We start from the raw sequence: 21,947 nt of genomic DNA, 5'->3' as shown, positions 1-21,947 counted from the left end.
CTGTAGGAACAACGGATGTGGACAGTTTGTATTGGGTTTTAAAGCTGGCTGTGTAGGTCTGATCGGCATCGGGTACCGTTATGGAATGCTCCTGCGCTTTTCCATCGCTCCAGGACTGATACACGTACCGTTTGGCTGCTCCATCCTGCTGTGGGGAATCCACTGCAATCGTGTGATTGGACCCCGGTTTCCATTGAAAAACCTGCGGGGCCGTTCCCGGATTCCCATCGACAGTAATATCCAAGCCGGCCGGATTTGTTGTGACTGTAATGTGAGGCCAGGCTTTAAAATTGGCCGTTACCGATTTGCTGGCATCCATAGTAATATGTGTAGATGCAGACGCCCCGGTAGTATCGCCCGTCCATTCCTTAAAATCATAAGAACCCGTTGCCGTTGCCGTCAAATCCACACTTGTTCCATTGTCATACCAGGGGCCAGAAGGACTGGCTTCAACCGTACCGGCCCCGGCAGGAGAAACATTGGTGTTCAACTTGAATTGCTGAATAAACGTGGCCGTGTAGGAGGTTTTTGATTTACTCACGGTTATTTCGTGGGATTGCTCACCGCCATCATCCCAGGAGCGCCAGACCATCCGCGAGGTGCTGGTTTCATTTTGAGGAGAGGGGGTACCAATCGTGTGCTTCGTATTCGTAAGGGCTGTGAAAGAATACGGCGCCGTATGCAATTGATTGGCGTCATCTACCCAGACTTTAAGTCCTTCGGGATTGGTGTGAATGGTAATGGTAGCTGTTTCGCCAAATTTTCCGACTACGTTTTTCGGTGCATCCATCGTAAGTGTGGCCGGATTTTGGGAGCCGCTCAAATCCCCATCCCAGCCAACAAATTGAAAATCCGTATTGGCCGTTGCCGTTAATGTCACCTCTGCGTTTTCATCCTGCCAGGTACCCGACGGACTGGTTGTTACCGTTCCTCCATCCGTAGGATCTGAAGAGACCGTCAGTTTGTACTGGGTATCAAATGTTGCTGTGTACGTCTGATCCGAAGACGGTACCGTAATATCGTGGGTTTGGGCTTTGCCGTCACTCCAGTTGGAATAAACGTAGCGGGTGTTGCCTGAAACCTCCTGGGGGGAATTCACACCGATGGAATGCGTTGTTCCCGGCTGCCATTGGAAAGTTTGCGGAGCTGTATAGGAGGTCCCATCAACTGTAATTGAACGGCCGCCCGGCTGTGTGGTAATTGTGATGTGTGGCCAGGGGGTAAAATTGGCCGTGACCGTGTGTGCCTGATTCATCGTAATTGTCAGGGGATTTGCTGTGTTATTTACAGTACCTGACCAGTCGGAAAAATCGTATTTGTCGGCCGCCGTCGCTGTTACGGTAACAGAAGCGCCATCGTTAAACCAGTCCGCATCAGGACTTTTGGAAACACTGCCCCCTCCGGAGGGGGATACGTCCGTGGACAAATGAAATTGCTTGTTAAAATTTGCGGTCAGTGTCATGGAACCATTGGCGGCCGGTGCCGTCACCGAATGCGATTTGGTTCCGCTGTCGCTCCAGGATGACCAAACGAATCGGGTATCGCTGCCATCCATTTGGGGATCAGGTACATCCACCGAATGGGATGAATTGGGAGAAACCTTGAAACTTTTGGGAGCCGTGTACGTCTGTCCGTCAAAATTGAAATTTTTGCCACTGGGATTGGTTTGAATTTCGATGGTGGAAAAATTAACGGTCAACGTGCCATTCTTCGTGGTCTCCGCGGGTGGGTCACTCCCATTGTAAGAAAAATTCACCAAATTCAGGGGTGACGTGTCACCGGGATTTCCAATCACTTCAAATTTCAAAAAGGCGATCGGACCGCTTCCATTCAAATAATTTCCGGTGCTCATGGCACCGAATTTCATCACGCCAGTGCCATAGTTTGGGTTTGGCATAAAAACCCAATCACCGTTATCGATAAGGGTACCTGTCTTGGTTATCTCTATCGGTTTAAGCACATTGGCATCAAAGTGCACTTCCGTTTCAAATGAAATCACCTGATCGGACAACGCCACATTTCCCGTGTTTACCGGGATTAAAACGACCTCACCCACATTGGCTGACGTATCTGGAATGGTCACTTGAATTTGACCATATACAATCGTTGAACTAATTAAAAACAGGCCAGCAAAAAAAAACCTTGGCAAAAACCTCATTTCTTTCTCCCAATTTTCAACTCTGGCATTCCAATTTCAAAGAACTCATTCTTCGCACAAGAATTCCAGAAGAAGCTATTTTCCCATTTCACACGAACAGGATCTATTGTCCCCTTTCCAAAGCGAGGGGGAAAAGTGCCAAATTTAAGAATAGTATCGTTTAAAACAGTATTACAGCTTATGCCCGATCATTTAACGAAAAGCACTTTGTTTCTGTATACGTGATTCTTAAATCTAACAGTAATGACGTAAATCCCGGAGGGCACAACGTGATCCTGTGAATCAAAGCCATCCCAGGCAAACGAATATTTTCCACTGGGGTAAAACCGATTGGCCAAGTCTTTTATTTTCATTCCGAGCAAATTGTAAACGGCTACCTGCAATTGTCCCGCGCCTGGCAGGGTCACATTGAATTGAGTTGTCCCGTTAAAGGGATTGGGGTAATTCTTGGAAATTGCAAATGACCCGGGGACCGTTGGCGGTTGATCCAAAACCAATGTGGCAACTCCCAGAGGGTTACCATTTATCAGAAATTTATTGATCTGGATCCTATTTTCTGCAAAAGCGTCATTCTTCTTTTTAAATTGAAGAAGCAAATAGTTTGAGTCGGTCTGAATGGTGCTTGGAGAATAACCCGCAAGCCTTATCGTATTGGACATGACATTTGAAAAGACTTTAAATGAGCGGGCATTTTGTTCATTCTGAATCGTTAGCAGACGATACGCATTTGAATCGAATGTCAATTCAAGATCAACAGAAAGGACATTTAACCCCGGGAAACGCACGGCAAGGGTTAATGTGTCTCCGGCAAAGGAATAATCCAGAAAGGATCTTGTATCCAAACGTTGGGCCGTTTTTGCAAAGGAGGTTCCCGGATATTGCCAATTCCCGCTGGTATTGCCCATAATAATTCCTTTAAACTGAAGACTTGAAGGATTGGAGGTGGTCACCGAAATTTCGGTGTCTGCGGGTACAAAAATCCAATTCCCTATCGTGACATTGGAGGGAACAGGCAACCCCACGCTGTAACGGGCGATATTTGCCGCATCGTACATTAAGATTTTCCCATCATTATCCACATCGGCGGCCAGTTTTGCAAAGGCATCCAAATCCCCCAGACCCACAGAATACCTGGCTGCCAGAGCCGCATCATAGGCCTCAATCGTTGTGCTCCCGATATCCTCCTGGGCTCCTTTTTGGGGAGAAATCAGATAGTTTCCGTTTGCTTGAAGTCCATCAAACAAAAAATATCCGTCCGCATCGCTTTGTCTTGTCTTTGTAAGAGTGCCGGTCATCGTTAACGTGACATTGGGGATGGGAGTGTTTGAATTCCCGTAGAAAACATTCCCGGATAATTCCAATGCGGAAATGGAAAAGGAATTATCGCTGTGATCATAAACAGATGAATTGGAGGCATCGACGACACGCACCCAACAGTTATCAGACAAATCGTTGGGAACGAGCCATGAATAGGATCCCGAATTGGAGTAACCGCTCGCAATTGATTTCCAGGAGCCTCCTCCATCCGTCGAGTATTCAATATTTACGGAAGAAATACTTCCTGTTGAATGCCACTGTATTGTGTGAATGGTTCCCCACAGCCAATTTTCTCCGCCGTTGGGACTATCAACCGTAATAGTGGGTGGAATTATTGAGGACGTGTTTTCCCACCAGGAAATTTTGCCATCATACAAAGCCGCTGCTGCGATATCCGTCTTCCCGTCCCCGTTAAAATCACCCACAACCGGGGAACGAGCTCCCCCAAATGTATTTGAAACAATCACCTTTGTAAAGTGCTCGCTTCCGTCATTTACATAAAGTGCCACCGTATTTGAATTCTTTCCCGTGGCCAAAATGTCCACATTTCCATCATTGGTGGCATCTGCAGCATACACAGAAATTGCATCTTCCAAGTCTGTATCAATAACGTGTGTAATTAAATGGCTTCCTCCGTCATTTTCCCACCAAACCACCTCATTTTTGCTGTGAACCGCTCCCTGAACATCGGGGTAACCGTCGCCATTAATATCGGCTGCATAAACGGAATAGGCGCCATAATAATTCCATCCAAAAACATTTTTGTCAAAACTTCCATCACCGCGATTACGATACCAAACAAAGCTTTCCTGGGTTGCAGCTGCAACGACAACATCCATCCGTCCATCCTGATCAATATCCACTGGAAAAATATCGTGTGCCCAGGTCAGCGTGGGATCAATTGTTTTTTTTCGGAATGTATTGTCCCCCCGATTTTCATACCACACAATGGCATTTGTACTGTCATACGTCCCTACAGCGGCAATATCAACATATCCGTCGTTGGTAAAATCTGCGGCGCAAACCGACTCAGCGGAAATAAGATTGGTGTCAACAACATGTTCGGAAAAATATCCGGATCGGTTTTCCCACCAGGCGATTTCATTAAGCGCTCCCGATGCCCCGAGAACATCAATTCGTCCATCTCTATTAATATCTTTTCCCCAAACACACCATGCCCCCGAAAACTGATCGCTGATGGTATGCTTATAAAAATTTCCGGATCCATCGTTTTCATACCAGGCAATTTGTCGGTTATCTTGGCCTGCAGCCAAAAGGTCCAAATCACCATCCCCATCCAAATCAGCCACAAACAGATCAAACGCGCCCACAAAGTGATCATCAATCACGTGTTCCTTAAATCCGGCGTATCCTGTTTGCACACTGAATTTCCCAAATAAAGCGAATCCCAAAACCAACACGGCCGTCACTCTCACCCACTTCATTGGAACTGTTTCCTCTCTCCTTTTTTTATAAAATATCCCAATTCGCCCGAAAACGGATTCCATTAAAATGATCCGCAAAATTCAAACCACCCAATATTCGCCGGAGAAGCCGGGCAGAAAAACCACAATCTGCTCTAATTCAAAAGGATCATTTTACCATATTTACGTATCCGGTGCCCCTTAAGTTCAATAAAATAAATGCCACTGGGAACTCTCTGTCCCCGCTTATTTCGGCCATTCCAAAAAATGCAATGTTGCCCGGCTTCCTCATTTTTGCGACTAAATACGATAATTTTTTCTCCCATGCTGTTAAAAATCGTTAAAACAATGTCGCCTGTTTGGGGGATAGAATAGTCAATTTCCGTTACCCCGTTAAATGGATTGGGATAATTCTGTAATAATTTGAAACTACTTGTACCATTTTTAAACATCTTTACAGACGTCTCCCCTGAAAAGGCCAGGCCATCGTTGATTCTGTAACTATTTATAAATAAGTTAGAAACAGGCTCTCTTTTATTTAACAACAGAAATTTTATCTTAAACAGTGTACTTCCGCCTATTATTTCCTGCAAATTAAATGCCCCAAATCGTAGCCGGCCCTGATTATTATTCAAAAACGTTCTAAATTTTTCCGCTATGGGATCCTTTTCAATACCCATAAATTTTAGCTGGTTTTCAGGATAGGACAGATCAAAATCAAGAGAACGAATTTTGCCGGGATAACCGACCCCCAATTTCAGGATCAATGTATCAGCGAGAATTTCAATCATCTTTCCAGTTTTTTCGTCGGCCAGGAGCGTCGCTTTGGCTGTTTGTAAATGATTGCTCCAGTTTCCTGAAACATCCCCAATCAGATACCCGACAAAATTAACGCTGTCCTCGTCTAATCCCACATGGTCAAAGATTAGTGAATCCGGATAAAACCTCCACTCTCCCACATGGGCATTAGTGGGAATGGCTAAACCCACCGTGTAGCGGCCAATTATTGAGGCATCATACATCATGACATCATTGTTCCTGGTCGCATCGGCGGCAAGGCGCTGAAACCAACTCAGCGAATCCAACCCCACACTATAACGAGCTGCCAGTGCGGCATCATACATGGTGATTGCTGAGTTGTCAGACGCGTTTGGCTTTTTGTAGGGCAAAAAAGAATAGGTCGCCCCGCATTCAAAACCACCTAAATAAAAGGGATTTGCAAGAGGTTCAATTTTAGAAATTTTTCCGTTGCTTGTAACAACCATCCCGGCGCCTGATATGAATATTCCGTTGGAATAATATCGCAGTGCGCCGTTGAATGCAACCTGCAACGTCCTGAATATATTTTCATTTCCGGGCGTGGGCTGACTCGTTTTTTCGAACGAGCCCGCACCGTCAGGAATTCTGGAAAAAGAAACACCCGGATTTAGTTTTGGAACACCAGAAATACGATCCACTATTTTTGAGCTATCGTCGCTTAAATAGATTTGTGCATTGGACGTATCAAGCACAAAATTTGTGTGATAGGCAGCATCTGCAGTCGTATCTTTCCCGGAAACCCAAACCACCAAATGCCCGTGAGCATCAATATCTACACATGGGAAACGCCATTTTTTTAGGTTCAATGAATCGTCCGATAAAAAATAGCCCCACAAATTAATCGGGACATCATTTGGATTATAAATTTCCACCCAGTTCGAAAAATCTCCGTCCGGGTCTTGAAAGGAATTTCTATTGTTCGTCATAATTTCATTGATCAGCACATTCTTGATGGGGGGTTCCTTTTCATTCTTTATCACTGAAAAGGAACTGTCACTGACATCAAGAACCCGACCGTCCGTCACATTTTTTATTCGAATCAAATAATCTGATGATAAGAAAGACGGAACGTGCCAGATATATTCCCCCGTATTGGGAAGATTCGTGGCAACCGTGCACCAGGTTGAGCCCCTATCCGGAGAATAATCCAGTTGAATTTTGTCCCGTTGATTTTCATCCGCCCAAACGATTCGTTTGCTGGAAAATCGTTCGAATTTTTCACCCCCGTTGGGAATGATAACGGCAATGTTTTGTCCGAATTGACTTTTCCCGATAATAAGGGCTCCTGTCCGGCCAACAATCGAATTATTTTTCAGGGTAACGGTGATTTCCTGTTGGGTTTCATCATAACTATAATGGAGTATCGTCAGACTATCGCCAATAAGACTCACAAAATCCGGATGAAACGGTATTTTGACTTTTATGTCTTGCTGACCATACCATTCAAGATTGATATAGACCCCATTTCGAGCCGTTTTGAACTCCCGAACGGTGTATGTTCCGTCATTCCAAATGTAAATTGGAGGTTTTTGGGAACCCAACGTATACGTTAAATGGTACACATCCTGTTTTAGTGTGGACAGAAAAAGATACGCAAATCCCTCTTTTTCATAATATCCAACCACTTCGGCATCATGATCGATTGTGGCCTGTTGAATATGCCCATTGGGTTGCAATTTGATTTTCAATACCAAATTCCCCAAAAGCTGATACCGATACGCAGCGTCCGGCATTTGTTGATTATCCAGAACGATTTCACCATCAGATTGCTGTGTGCGACAATATTTTCGGTAAAGCCATTGAGAATAGTACTGAGCCATATTCCGAGGCACATAAACATTCGGGGTTTCGTCAACCAAATGAAACCAGTTGACAAATCTATCGCCCACCTGAAAATCATTTTCCGGGTTCTGAGCCCACCAATTTGGCCAGTGGGTCAGTGGAATACCCTCTTCAGGAATGGTGGACGGCACCGCATCCATGGCATTCCATCTTGGCCAATTTTCCACATATCGCGATTGTTGAATTAAAAGTACCCCGTTATCAATAATTCCCCCATCCAAAATGGCCTGTTTGGGCATTCCATAATTACCCGTCTGGATCATATCGGTTATGGCATATTTGACTCCAAATGAATGAAACAATACGCCCGAATCATCTTCAGAATCCGGTTGATAACAATATCCATCACCGGGTGTTGTATAGCTTTCCGGGAAGGAATGAATCCCATATTGAGATAAAATAGATTGAAATGCAAGAAGATGGCCCCTTAAAATCTCGATCGGCCAGGGCTTGTTGTGGATTTCGTCATAAAATTCCGTTCGGATCATCTTTCCATTTTCATGGTTCCAATCCCAATATTCGTGTCGGACGCCATGAATTCCCAATTCAAGCCAGGCTGAGTTTTCTTTTATGAAATTCATAATTTTAAAATCGTCGTCACGAATTAAGTTCGAATTATCCCATCTGCTTCCCCATTCATTTGTAGTGGGGTAGTGCGCTAAAATATTTTCGCGGTCAAATTCACTTATGACAAAACGGGCCGACAATCTCGTTCCCACTTTTTGGGCCACATAAACGAGTACTTCATAATCCCGATAAACGGGGTCTCTATCAACTCCAAGACGATAGGGCCCGTTTTTATCGGAATCATCCCGGCCAAGCTTCCAACCCACGTCATCAATGGTTAACGTAACCGGCCGCGGAATACACGTATTTTCTGAAATCTGCTCGTTTCTGAAAATGGAAAAAACGGAATCACTGATATCAAAAATGGAATCACTCTCCATCGATTGTATTTTAATCAGCACAGAATCCGACGCGGCTTCGGGGACAACAAAATCGTATCGGCCATTATCTTGTACATTCTCACGAATGGTTTGCCATGTCTTTCCGGCATCCAGCGAATAGTCAATCCGAATATCCCCAACAGATTGATCGCTATTCCAATGAACCGATTGCACGCTGCCTGCAAGCCAATTTTCTCCCCCATTTGGGCGGGTCAATATTAATTGGCTGTTTTCAGTCTTTTCAATGAATTCCGAAGCCAACCCGCTTTGCCCGAAATGGGATTTTCCCAAAGAATAGACCAAGGGAAGATTCCAAAATTGAATGCAGACCAAAATAAAAAAAAAGCTTTGAAGCTTTATTTTCATACGATTTCCCGTAAAATTAATTGCAAACCCTTTTTATCGCCCCATTCGGCATCGGCTTGAGAATATTTGGTTTCAAAAAGATATTTTTGTCTTACTCATTTAATATACAATAGCTTGGTTATTTTCTGTTGTCCGTTGTAAGTTAGCCGCATAAAATATAATCCCGAGGATATTTTTCGTCCCAAATCATTTGTTCCATTCCAAAAGACCTTGTGCATCCCTGCAGGCATTTCCTTTTTCAAAATATGTTTTACCGCTTCTCCCCTTTGGTTAAAAATTACAAGAGTGACCCATCCTTTCTGGGGGAGTACATATTGTATTTGTGTATTTCCATTAAACGGATTGGGATAATTCTGAAACAATTCAAACGTATGAGGCCCAGGCCTCTTTTCTTTCTCCACATTTATTTGAGCTGCATCAATTATTTTCTCGCCATCAATCAGTACCCTCAATCCTTGTATTTTCACAGAATTCCCCTGGGCGCCATTCAAAAATCGGAGCCGAACCGAATTCCCATTGATCGGACGGGTGCTAAATCCCCCAATTTTTAGGCCGGATTGGGTTGGATTTTGAAAGATATTTATCTTTGTCGATCCGTATTCCGAGTAGCCCAAAAACTTCAAATCGGCCGGGCCGTAATCCACATTCGCCAAAAATGAAAAATGATTTCTTTTATCCCCAACATTAAGGGGAATATTGATGACTAAGGTATCTCTATTGAGTGTCACCTGCTGTGCCACCCACTTGTCTCCCGGGGAATTGACCGTTTTAACCAGATGCGACTCCGATTGCCAGTCTTTATGAACATCACCCAAAAGAATTCCCGTGACCCTACAATTGCACTTGAGCGTTTCCGGGCTGGTTATAACCAGGCTGTCCGGGAGGAATTTCCATTGCCCAACATGGGACGATTTCGGAACAGACAAACCCACAGAAAAACGGGCAATCTGGGCGGCATCGTACATGGTTATCGAACCCCCTACATCCACATCGGCTGCGATCCTTTGTAAAGAATCCAATTGCATGCGTCCAATCGAATACAGGGCTGTAAGGGCGGCGTCATACATGTGGATAGCTGAATTGGAAGAAAGAGAATCGCTTTTTACCCAGTTTAATTCACACGTGTTTTTAAAAATCACATTCGATTCGTTCACGCTTCCATTCGCTGCCGTATCAACTTTCACTTTCTGTCCATCGGCATAAAAATTAACCAGGACACGATCAATCACCTTCGTTGAATCTCCGAAATAATCAAATGTGAGGGAGACTTTCAGTTGATTTGCTTCTTTCGTAACAAAATCGTAGGGTCCCCATACCCCCAAATTCCCCAAAGAATCTGAAACATAAATATAATATTTATAATCTGATTTCGGAATCAGATTGATCAGGTTCAGCTTATGAGAGGTTGTAAAGGAGGAATCCATCCGCAACGTATCTTCCCTCCCAGTTGAGAGTCCGTAGCTTACAAAACCCCTTGAGGGTTCATTGGTATCCCAGGAGAGGGTTGCACTGGATGCCGTGATCAGAGGGACAGACTGATTTACCAGAGAGGGCGGGGTTGTATCCAATGTGACAAACAATGTGTCCTGTGTAACATCTCCGAAAAAATCGACTGCTGTTACCTGAATCAGATTGCCGCCCTCGTGCAAATGAATCTGGCCTGCAAACGTGCTGTCATCATTCGGGACACAAAGGGTACCATTTATCGTAACACTTATCACATCGGAGTCTGACACTTTTCCGCTGACGTTAAGAATGGGATAGCGGGTTTTGTAATTGGGCGGAGGCGAAAAAAGCTCAATTTTCACCCTCTGTTCACTTCCGTAATCAAGAATAAGCTCCGGTTGATTGGCCAGAGATTCTCTTGAATCAAAGGATACCCACCCGGTATCCCTTGTAGTGAGTGCAAGATTCAATGTACTGTCTGTAAAGGACTCTAAATGTAAGGGGATTGTCAACCAGGTACCCGGCATAAGGTTGTCTCCACGGACTTCCGAGAGACAACTGTCTTCAATTTGCGGCTGTGATTCCCAGGTAATGGATGACTCCTTCCACGGCGAATAGACCCGACTCACGCAAATATCCGAAATAGTTCCCTGCTTATTTCGAATGTGCATCCGGAGAGAGGCGCGATTCGGTATTTTCCCACCGGGAAAGGAAGGAAACAACAGAAACGTATTCCGTGATTTTCCGGTCATCAAATAGAGCCATCCCATATTGGCAATATTCCGATAGGGCCCGATAATTCCGACATCCTCCGTAAAGGAATCCTGTTTTGGTTTAAAGAGATAAATCCCTGAATCTGTTGTTTGGAAATAAACAGGGGAACTCACATTCGTTGAGCCATCATCGTTGAACAAAATAACTCGTGCTTCATAATTTTCCGCCGGAGCTAAACCACCAATTGAATACTCGAAAGCCTTGCGCGGCGGACCCAAAATGGCCGTGCTGTCCCATGTGACAGATCCCACTGACCGGTAGATCAATTGTGAAATTCCCTTTGAGGATAATTCCCATTTGAGCCGCGCGGCATTGGCATATCTGCTCACCAGTTTAAACGAGTTCATTTTGAGAGAAACGTTACTTGAATCAGCAATTATCTTTTTAACAACTAAATCCGAAAAAATGGGACCCACCATGGCCGGATATTGTTGGTACTCATAATCCGTAAAATAATCTCCACTGATCGTTCGATCCCGGCCGAGAAAAATATAACGAAGCAAAAAGGAGTGAGACTGCCCGATTTTAATTAAAAGGGTGTCATTCCGAAAGAACCGAACCGTATCACTTTGCCAGACAAATTTTAGACGGTAAGTCTGGTGAATGTCCCACGACAACTGGCTCCTCGGCAAAATAACCTGCTTATTCTCTTCATAAGTGGCCGATTGCAATTTTACTCCGTCAAAATAATTAAATCCGGTATGAAAATTCCAATCGGTGTTTAATAGTTCAATCTGGTGATGTTCGCCCCATTGGTTGGTATACATGGAGAGCACATGATGGCGTCTAAACGTGTTCTCAACTTGGGGATCAAAATTCGCCACCGTTATTTCAAGAATACCATTTGTGATGTAGGTCCCCAGATCATAAAAAATCATGCTGTTCGGCTCGGACACTTTCCAACCGCCCTCAGGCATAAACGTTCCTCCCGTAACGTCACCCACGGAATGGTGGCTGAGAGAATCGCTTAAAAGTAAAAGCGTGTCAGGCACGGAGACAGTTGTACTGGCATTTCCATTTAAATAACCGGCAAGCAGAAAAACAGCCAAAAATTTAAACGGAGAAAAAAGTCTGGCACGATTCATAATCTGCTGCCTGTTTTTAAAACTGTCATCTTGCACACCAGGCCTGCCAGACACTGTTGGATAAACCGTTACCGATTTTATTCAATCCGCACACGTCTTCCGCCCATCCGCCCAAAAAATCCTTTTTTAACCAATCGTATGTAATCCACTCAAAAAACTACCGAACATAACTCCCCTAATTCTACTTTATTTTTATAAATATACCCAAAAATCCGTCTCATTAAGTTCGGATAACATTTAAGCACAAAATTGTAATTCAGGCCAAATATTGATTGATATGAGATCGACTAACTTCGTGTTCATATTGAAGTTATCATTCATGTCTCTTTCAAATGAAACAGCATCAAAACTATTCTGTCTCTTTCATCAGACAATGAGAATCGAAACATTCAACAAGGATTCTCTATTCAGGCGTTCTGCACAACTTTTCCCATTGTCTTTTCGCCCACAAACACTAAAGGCCGGCTTATGCTATAAAACCGGCCTTTTTTAATTCACTATTTTGGAATTATCGTGCCAAAATCATCCGCTTGGTCGCATGAAACGCACCGGCTTTGATTGAGTAATAGTAAATGCCAGAGGGAACGGCATTTCCAAACTCATCCCGGCCATCCCATCTCAGGTTGTAAAATCCGGCCTTACGGTCTTCATTCAGTAGTGTCCGAACCTTTTGCCCCAATAGGTTAAAGATAACCAATTGAACATGACCCGATTTCGGTAATGTAAACCGGATAGTGGTTTCCGGGTTAAACGGATTGGGATAATTCTGGCTCAGGTGGAATTCCTGAGGAAGAGCCACATTGGCCCGGACGGGTCCGTGCAATGTCCGGTGCCCCGCCAAATCCACATCCTCAATCTTGTAATAATACTGGTACCCGGCCACGACAGTCCCGTCTTCAAAATCGTACCGTCCGGTGGAATTGCTTCGAATAATCTCCGTTGTGATCTTTTTATAGCGGCCATTTTTGGTTCTGCTCCGATACACATTAAACCCAATATTGTCTTCTTCGGAGCGAGTGACCCACTGAAGAGCCACAATCGGCAATCCGTTTGAAATTTTTGACGAGGCCACAAACGATTCCAGTTCCACCCTGGTTTTCACGTTCAGATTCCATTGATGGAAGGTGGTGTCATACGGATCGGCCACATAACCAATGATGGAATGGTGACCCAGTGAATCGGCCGTAAATTGAAAGTGAGCTCCTTCCGCCACGCGCTTTCCATCAATTTCCCAGAAGAATGACAGCGGATCACTATCCGGATCTTCTGCCGTGATCGAGAAATTAATCACCGAATCCGGTTTTACGGAAAATGCTGCCTTTTCGGGCAAAAAGGCCGTAATGATTGGCAGTCGATTCTTATTCTCTACCACGATTATGGACGTATCGCGATCGGCTCCGCCTTTGTCATCGTACACGATAAATATAAGTTTGTAGGTTCCAGCCTGATCATAATCCGGCGTCCACTTAAATTCACGCTGCGTATAGGAGATGGAATCCAGTGTAGCCCCCCGAGGCTTATTCATAATGGCGAAAGAAAGCGGATCTCCATCCGGATCAGACGCTTCGATCACAAAATGGACATTTTGCTTCTCAATGACGGTCAGATCAGGCGCTTTGGTAGTGAATGAAGGCAGGTTATTATTAAAAGCCTGCACGGTAAATTGGACCGGTGAACCCTGGAGTCCCGACGCCACCGCCATTGCGGTATTATTTCCGGGAGTTGATCCCATAATCCAATTGACACTGGCAATACCGGCGCTGTTTGTCTGAACGGGTTGATTTTCTCTAAACGAGCCCCCGCCGTCCGTAACGACAAATGTGACGGGATAATTCGGAACCGGATTGTCATAATGATCAACCACCTTTACCTGAATTGGAAAGGGTAACATGCTTCCCACCGTTCCATTCTGCTTGTCTCCGGAAAACAACAGCAGCGTTTCTGCCGGAGCGGATAATGCCTGAATGTGGAAGGTTACCGGGGACCCATTTAATCCGTCCGAAGAGGCATTTACGAGAATGGGTCCTGTCTGGGTTCCCAGGCGCACTGCGGCAAATGCCAGTCCATCCACGTTGGTCGCCTGGTCGGCTTCCGTAATAAGCGATGCATCTCCCTGGGTGACTTCAAAATGGACCGTGACTCCCTGAACGGGATTTCCATTACCATCAACCGCCCGAACCACCATATTCTCGGAAACATTTCCGACACCAATCGCCTGATTATCACCCGACACCATCAGGAGTTTTTCGGCTGTTCCGGGGACGCCATTTGCCACAAAGGTAACAGGAGAACCGTCCAGACCATCGGCTTCGGCATTAACGATATTCGACCCCTCTTCCGGCGCCAGTACCAATGTGGAAGCCGCCATTCCATATGCATCACTGGTGACCTGATCATGCGTCATATGGCCTTTCCCAAGAATGATTCGGAAAGTCACCGTCACACCTTTAACCGGGCTTCCCCCTCTATCCGACACAAAAACCTTAAAGGGTTTTGCCAGGGGCTTCCCGGCGATTCCGGTTTGCTGATTTCCCAAAACATAGCTCATTTGAGACGCCGGTGAAACCACGCCGGTTTCTGTAAAGAAGATCGGACTTCCCAGCAATCCGGGAGACTCCGCCTGGATTTGATTTTCTCCTGCCTGATCACCCAAAATATAATGGATGTAAGCATTTCCGTTCGAGTCTGATTTTACCGGTTGGTTTTCAATAATAATCCCTCCGCCGGATTTCACACTGAATGTCACGTCCACACCCGGAACCGGATTATTAAAATCGTCGGTTACCTGAACCACCAAACTGTCTGCCAGAATCGTTCCCACATTTCGCACCTGCTGATCCCCGGACAGACGGACGATCCGTTTCGCTTCGCCAGGGACAAATAAAACTTCGGCCGTATTATTCAATTGAATATTATTGCTCTGATCTTTCGCTGAAATGACCTTTTTCCCGGCAGAGATTGACGATAACGTTGCTGTGGTTTGCCCATTGGCATCGGTCGGTGCGCTTGGGCCGCTGATGAAATTATGCGTTCCACTGGCTTCAATGGTTACAATTTTGCCCGGCACAGGATTCATAAATCGATCATAAAGCGTTACCGTAATGGTCGACACCGAATTACCGTCCGCCGGAACAGGCCCGGTTGCCACAATGGTTGAATTGTCGGGATCCGTTTTTCCGGCCACAGAGGACGCCGTAAACATCAAGGGAGAGTTTTGCAGCGGGTTGACTCCATTGGTAGACGAAACCTGAAGCTGGTTGTTATTTGTTCCGACCTTTGGACCCAGCTTCCATTCAATTTCGGCAATTCCGTTGGAATTCGTGTTCACCGTTTTCACCGTGTCGGAGGAATTCGCCAGGGATCCTCCTCCTTTAATCACAGAGAACGTCACCGGATGGCCGGCCACCACATTGCCATATTTGTCCGTGACCTTTACCTGAATTTTATGGGGCAGATTTTCACCCACCACCCCAGTTTGGTTATCGCCTCCGGCGAGTTTGACAAGGGTTGTTGCATTGCTTCCCAGGGCCGTTTCTTCAAACACAACAGGTGCGTTCTCCAGTTGATCGGAGTCGTACCCGTTGGTTGCATACGCCTTTACGATATTATTGTTTTGTCCCGTGTTGGGACCCAACCGCAACTGGACGGATGCAATGCCCTCGTCACTGGTCAATACAACCAGGCTGTCGACACTTCCGTTCAACTTCCCTCCGCCAGCTTCGACCTTAAATGTTACGGGATGATTGGACACGCCCTTTCCGTTGGCATCTGTAATTTTTACTTTTAATGGATTAGGCAAAATGGACATCACAACGGCGCTCTGGTGATTTCCAGACACATAGGCCATTTTCTGTCCTGTATATTTTGAAGACGCATTGAATTTAATCGGAGAATTTTCCAAATCATTCTGTCCGTTTGTGGACGTTGCCCAGACCTCATTGCTGTTGGCACCGGCGATGGGGCCCAACTTCAGCGTCACTTCTGCCAGACCATTGGCGTCCGTTGGAATCGTTGCAACCACATCAGACGATTCCACAAATGTACCATCACCCTTTTTCACATGAAAAATAACCGGGTGATTCTTTACGGGATTGTTCGTGGCATCCGTCACCTTAACCACAAAGGGTTTGGCCAGCGCCTGATTCACATACCCAATTTGATCATTACCTGAAACATATAGAATTTTTGCTGCATTTGCGGGACTGGCAGAGGCCACAAAATAGAGAGGAGACCCCTGCAATCCGGTGCTTTCTACTTTCACTTTATTGTTGTTCGTTCCGGCCAAGGGCCCCAATTTTAATTGAACGGAAGCAATTCCATTGGTGCCGGTCGTATCCCAGAGCATGGTTCCCCCTTGCTGAAACTCCCCGCCGCCTTCCGTTACCGTGAAGAGAACAGGCTGACCCGCCACCGCATTTCCGTATTGATCGGTTACTGTAACAACCAAGGGATCTTTCAGGAGCTGCGAAACAATCCCCGACTGTTGATCCCCGGAGGTCTTGGTCAGGGTTTTGGCCACATCCGGGAGACCCGTTTCCGTAAAAATGATGGGAGAATTCGCCAAACCCGATGCCTGCGCTTCAATGGTGTTGGTGCCTGCATGGGTTCCGAGAATAAAATGGACACTTGCAAAACCACTGGTATCCGTTGATATGGGCTGTTGTTCCACAACCGTTCCATTGCCGTCGGTCACCACAAAACTAACATGGACATTGGCTACCGGCTCATTGATATTATCCACAACCTTTACTTTGAGAACGTTCGAAAGCTCCTGTCCAACCGTTCCGGTTTGATTATTACCGGACACGTAAAGAATTTTGGAAGCAATTCCCGATTCAGCCGTAGCAACAAAAACGATGGGGGAATTTTGGAGGGACCCGGCGCGTGCCTCCACGGTATTGGTTGCGGATGTCAGGCCCAGCGTTAAAATGGTTGACGCCAATCCATTAGCGTCGGTCGAAACGGGTTGAGAATTAGACAAACTTCCGTCGCCTTGTGTAATAACAAACGTCACAGGATAATTGGGAACAGGGTTCCCATATTGGTCTACAACCCTCACGACAAATGGATTGGCCAAGGCCTGACCTCCCGAACCCGATTGATTATTACCGGAAACGTAGTGAATAGCAACCGGATTATCGGGCAGGGCCGTGGCCGTAAAAGTAACGGTCTGATTGGGAATCACGGGGCAAACCACTTGAACTTCATTGACCGTTGCGGTATCTCCCAATGTCAAATATCCCTTTACTAAACCATTGGCATCGGTAATATAGTCCGGATAATCTTCCAAACCGGAAGGTACATAGGCTGTATTGCGCGTAATAAGAATTTTGTCGAGCCGGGCAAAACGCTCCCGACCTCTAATTTTCAATGAATGAAGTCCAACATCCAGATTGGCCGTAAGGTATTCTCCGCTGTCCCGATCCTTGATTTTTTTCCAGCGCCACTGGCCAAAAATCTGATCATCTCCAAGGTCCCAAAGAGCCTCCGGCCCCCCGTCAACGCTGGCGAAAAACGAATCTTCTTCATTATTATTGGCAAATATTCTTCCCCAGAAATAATAGGTGCCGGGGACTTTTACATAAAATTTTAATTCATCTAAACCCGTACCCGGATCACCCGTGGGAGCGTAGACGAATTTATTTCCTGAAGCCGAGCTGTCTATTGCCACTTTCATGGGCGCGGTCAAAATACCGGCCTCGGCTTCCATCCGGATATTATCGTCAGGGGGTATAAGATCCATATGTCCACCGCCTGATACGATATTAAAATCTACATTCACATTTTCAACCGGATTCCCATTTTCATCGGTTACACGAACCACAAACGGATCGGTTAATTGAGTGTTGACTGTACCGGTCTGATTGTCTCCGCTTATTTTTTCCAGCACACTGGGATTCCCCGGGGTATTCACAACCCTAAAATTATCAATATTGTTATTTCTATTGCCATGCAGAATAACCCCTGCATAGTAATCCTGAGTAACATCCCGTGAAAAATTCGGATCCGTTACCCGGCCGTAGTAGGTATTATTAATATAGCAATCAAAGTGATTTCCGCCATTGTCAGAGCTTACAATGATTTTAAAATTATCACCCGGACCGGGATCGGGCAGAGTAACGGGATCGGACGTGTCAATAAATGTTCCGACCACTCCATTGTTAATCAGGGCTAAATAAACCGCCTTTTTGCTTGGACGATACCAAACCAAATACCCGTTTGCTGTGGTGGTCGGGGCATCCAAAACCATGGCAATTCCGCCGTTTTCGATTCCGGTCGCATCGGCATTTGTCCCCCAATCAAAAGAAACCTCTACCGGATTTTTTCTATAGACGTACGTCGCTAAAAAAGGATCCCAGCTTTCATCTGTTGATGTATTGGCCAGTTCGTTATTGACGATTTTGTATGAGGCAGGTGCCACCCAGTTGGGGCCCAATGTCGTACGATTAAAATCATCAATATATTCCAGGGACTGTTGGGTGGTTGCCTGAACTACATTGGACAAACCGGAAACATTCGGTACCTCATCCCGGGTCTTAACCGCAAAATAGTAGGTTGTATTCTGAGACAAGCCGGCCACAACCACATGTTCCTGCTGCCCGGCCTCCGTGGGAACCGGAACACTGGCGGCTTGTGTGGCATTCTGGAAATTACTGTCTGTAATCGGATCCGTCGAATAGCGCAAATCGTAGCTCGTGGCTATCCCGGACATGTCATCATCCCCGGGGGCCGTCCAGGACAATTCTACCGTCGAAGACGAAACATTAACCACGGTTAGATCGGATATGGTCGCGGGTGGAACCGTATCCATCTCTTTGAACAGATTAAAATCATCCACATCGTTGTTGAGGCTGCCCTTGAGCATCACCCCGGCATATTTATCAGTTGCATTTCCAAAAAGCTCATTGGGATCGCTTACGCTGCCTGCGAAATTTCCATTCACATACACGTCAAAATGATGACCGGTGGCATTGGTGCTCATCTGTACCGTAAATTCATCACCGGCCTGAGGCAAAGGTTGTGAAGAGGCCACACTGGTTCCAACACTCGAGCCGGGTACCCCGTTTTCAATCGTAAATAATCCGATTTCGTTTTGCTTATTAATCCAGATGAAATAGCCGTTGGCCGTAGTTGAGGGAGCATCCAGTCCCATGGCAATACCGCCCTCACCAATTCCATCCTGGTCGGCATTGGCTGCCCATTTGACAGTTACTTTTGTGGGATTGATTTCCGCTTTATAAACGGCTAAAGATTGATTCCATGTGTAATTGGCCGAGCCATTTGAAAGGGCATTATTTTGAATGAGGTAATCACTCGAAACCTCCCAGGTTACCCCTAACTGCGACCGGTTAAAATTATCCGTTACCAGAGAGGACCCGGCGTTGACAATATTCATAATCGAATTAAAAAAGACTTCAGCCATTAGATGATATCCGTCATCGTTGGGATGCACCTCATCAAACAAATAATCTGTTGCATAATTGGGATCTGCAATAAAAACCTCGTAATTTCCGGCATAAACGATTTTGTAACCGGCCTGCTGCTTGTCATAAAACAAGAGACTGATCAACCGGTTCAAATCTCTGTTTTGGGGATTCTTGGCATCATTTCTCGGAATTAAACTGGAAAGCACAATTGTAATATTTGAGTTGTAATTGTAGATTTTATCAATGATGCTTCCAATCTGAGAAATGGTTGTTTGGTTGTCCTGATCGGAACTGACATCGTTTGTACCAATATGCAACAAAATAATATCGGGGTTGCTTTGCGTGAGCCATGTATTAATATTTTCGTCAATTTGATAGGCGCGCCATCCGCCGTGGCCTTCATGATCCGCATCAAAAACGGTGGTATCGCCGTCTGACAGTGACCCCACAAAATCGAACGAAACCCCTTCATTCTTTAATAAATCGTAGAGATCGTCCCGATAGCCGCCAACCACTGTGGAGCCATTAATGCCCTGCGTAATGGAATCACCCAGAGGCATTATTTTGATGGGCTGAGTCTGTGCAGAAGAAACGGTAACTCCTGCCATAAAAAACAACACAATAATATATATCCCGAATACGTGTGTAAGCCCTTTTCTCATTGCCGCACTCTCCTTCATTAATAACTCAAGATTTCATATAAAATAAGTTTTGGATGGTTTACAATATAAATTCGTTTTATTCCCGGATAGGAAAAATTCGTTTTATAAAGCTCTTTGAGTTGAGGTCTCTTCTTGGCCTCAATTGGGCCGTATAAAATAAACCGAGCTTTCCTCTTTTTTGCATAATCCAGGAGTTTGTCAATTGAGTCTACCCTTGGAAAAAATTCATCCTTTAAACCGGCCAAAAAAGCCAGATTCGGCTTTCTTTCAATAACCCGATCCCCTTTTCTGCTTATTCCTTGCAAAAAATGGGCCACCTGAAGAAGCTCTCTGGGTTCCCTTTGAATGATGACCCTGGACTCCGAATAGGATGTTTTAAAAAGAAACAATGCTGTTAGCAGATACAATACAATGGCAATATTTTTGTATGAAAACAGGTCACTCAAAGGGCTTTTTACATCCCAATCCATAAAAAAGAAAAAGACAATCCAGAAAACAGCAAAAGGAAAGAGGAACAAATAATATCGATTGATATAATTAACCAGGCAGAGTATCAGAAAGCCAATCACGGGATACAGGAATAAAACAACCTGCTTTTTTGTCGACTTCAAAAACGCAAGAATGATTCCGGGGACAAGGAAGTAATAGGCCGGGAATTTGAGCCCAAGTAAACTGAAGGATTGAAATCGGTCGACAATATTGTGTAAATAGTGAAAAACAAAATGTTTAAAATCATAAAAAACAACCGATGTAACTGAATAAAACCGCGGATCAATCAATCGCCTTTCGTCTCCCCCAAAGGGTGTTCCCGGCCCGTAAAAATCCCATGCCATGGCCGCGGACAGCCCGGGGGCTGAAAATTCCGGATGAATGGTTCGGGAAATGAAATACCACGGGATCATCAGTACCCCAATGGGTATCAAAAAAACAATATATTTCTTAATTTTTTCCCCAATCGAAAATCCATCGGAGGCAAAAAACAGAATGATAAAGGCGGCAATCGGCAGAATTACGGAAATGTAACGAACCAGAAAAGCAAGGCTCGCAAATGTTCCGGCTAAAACCAAATCTCTCGTATTAAAATCAAAACGTCGAATAAAGAAATAGATTGAAAACGTAAATAACATGGCAAAAAATATGTCCAGTCCCACAACAAAGGAGTAGGGCAAGAGTACAATATCAAGCAAGAGCATAGAAAAAAGGGCTATTCGAAAGTTGTAGAGATTTTTCAGGATTAAATAGAGGCCAATTCCCAAAAGAATGGCAGACAGAATAGAGAGGACAACCCCGGCATGAAAAACATCCCCTACAAAAACAGTCAGGAAAGCAACGGCAATGGCGTAAACTGGTCCGTGGTCCTGTTCCTGAACCATTTTTCCGTGCAAAATATTCTGGGCATCCAATCCATACGACCCAACAAAATCCGTTTCGACATTATAGGAGGGAACGCTGCGCTGCGCTCCAAAATAGGAATAAATTCCCAAAAAAATGGCGATAACGAGTAAAAAATAAACGAGATGAGATCTATTTGCCAAAATTTTTTCCATCATATTGACTTCTCTCCAGAAAATTCTCGATAGAAATAAACTGGTAGGTTTGCGAGAGTTTTTTTATCTTTTTCTGAAACCGTCCAATATTGACATACGTAATAAAGTTATTTTTCAATCCCAGTTTTTGTTT

Annotated in this window: 6 protein-coding genes; all 6 read right to left on the bottom strand. The window is 45.0% G+C overall.

The window, feature by feature from the left end:
- Window positions 1–2,083, bottom strand: a 2,083-nt coding sequence (locus GXO76_15235; GenBank protein ID NOY79205.1) for a hypothetical protein, incomplete at its 3' end; no start/stop codon positions are given.
- 263 nt (window positions 2,084–2,346) lie between these two features.
- The gene (locus tag GXO76_15230) at window positions 2,347–4,920 is read right to left on the bottom strand and encodes a T9SS type A sorting domain-containing protein (GenBank protein NOY79204.1); all 2,574 of its coding nucleotides are present in this window, start codon (window positions 4,918–4,920) and stop codon (window positions 2,347–2,349) included.
- Between the two features lie 134 nt (window positions 4,921–5,054).
- Window positions 5,055–8,873, bottom strand: coding sequence for a T9SS type A sorting domain-containing protein (locus GXO76_15225; protein NOY79203.1), 3,819 nt, complete (start codon window positions 8,871–8,873; stop codon window positions 5,055–5,057).
- Between the two features lie 95 nt (window positions 8,874–8,968).
- Window positions 8,969–12,178 (bottom strand): DNRLRE domain-containing protein, encoded by a 3,210-nt coding sequence (locus GXO76_15220; protein NOY79202.1) that lies wholly within the window; start codon window positions 12,176–12,178, stop codon window positions 8,969–8,971.
- Between the two features lie 508 nt (window positions 12,179–12,686).
- Window positions 12,687–20,267 carry a T9SS type A sorting domain-containing protein gene (locus GXO76_15215; GenBank protein ID NOY79201.1) on the bottom strand — a complete coding sequence of 2,527 codons (7,581 nt, stop codon included), beginning with the start codon at window positions 20,265–20,267 and terminating at the stop codon, window positions 12,687–12,689.
- Between the two features lie 17 nt (window positions 20,268–20,284).
- A complete protein-coding gene (locus GXO76_15210; GenBank protein ID NOY79200.1) occupies window positions 20,285–21,802 on the bottom strand; it encodes a glycosyltransferase family 39 protein in 1,518 nt (505 codons plus the stop codon).
- Between the last annotated feature and the right edge of the window lie 145 nt (window positions 21,803–21,947).

Source organism: Calditrichota bacterium (genome assembly GCA_013151735.1).
Lineage (GTDB): Bacteria > Zhuqueibacterota > JdFR-76 > JdFR-76 > BMS3Abin05 > BMS3Abin05.
This window is presented reverse-complemented; position numbering and strand designations above follow the sequence as displayed.

What these genes read in the sequence shown, in the direction of transcription:
- GXO76_15230 (NOY79204.1), bottom strand. Translation starts at nt 4,920, where the DNA reads ATGAAGTGGGTGAGAGTGACGGCCGTGTTGGTTTTGGGATTCGCTTTA.
- GXO76_15225 (NOY79203.1), bottom strand. Translation starts at nt 8,873, where the DNA reads ATGAAAATAAAGCTTCAAAGCTTTTTTTTTATTTTGGTCTGCATTCAA.
- GXO76_15220 (NOY79202.1), bottom strand. Translation starts at nt 12,178, where the DNA reads ATGAATCGTGCCAGACTTTTTTCTCCGTTTAAATTTTTGGCTGTTTTT.
- GXO76_15215 (NOY79201.1), bottom strand. Translation starts at nt 20,267, where the DNA reads ATGAGAAAAGGGCTTACACACGTATTCGGGATATATATTATTGTGTTG.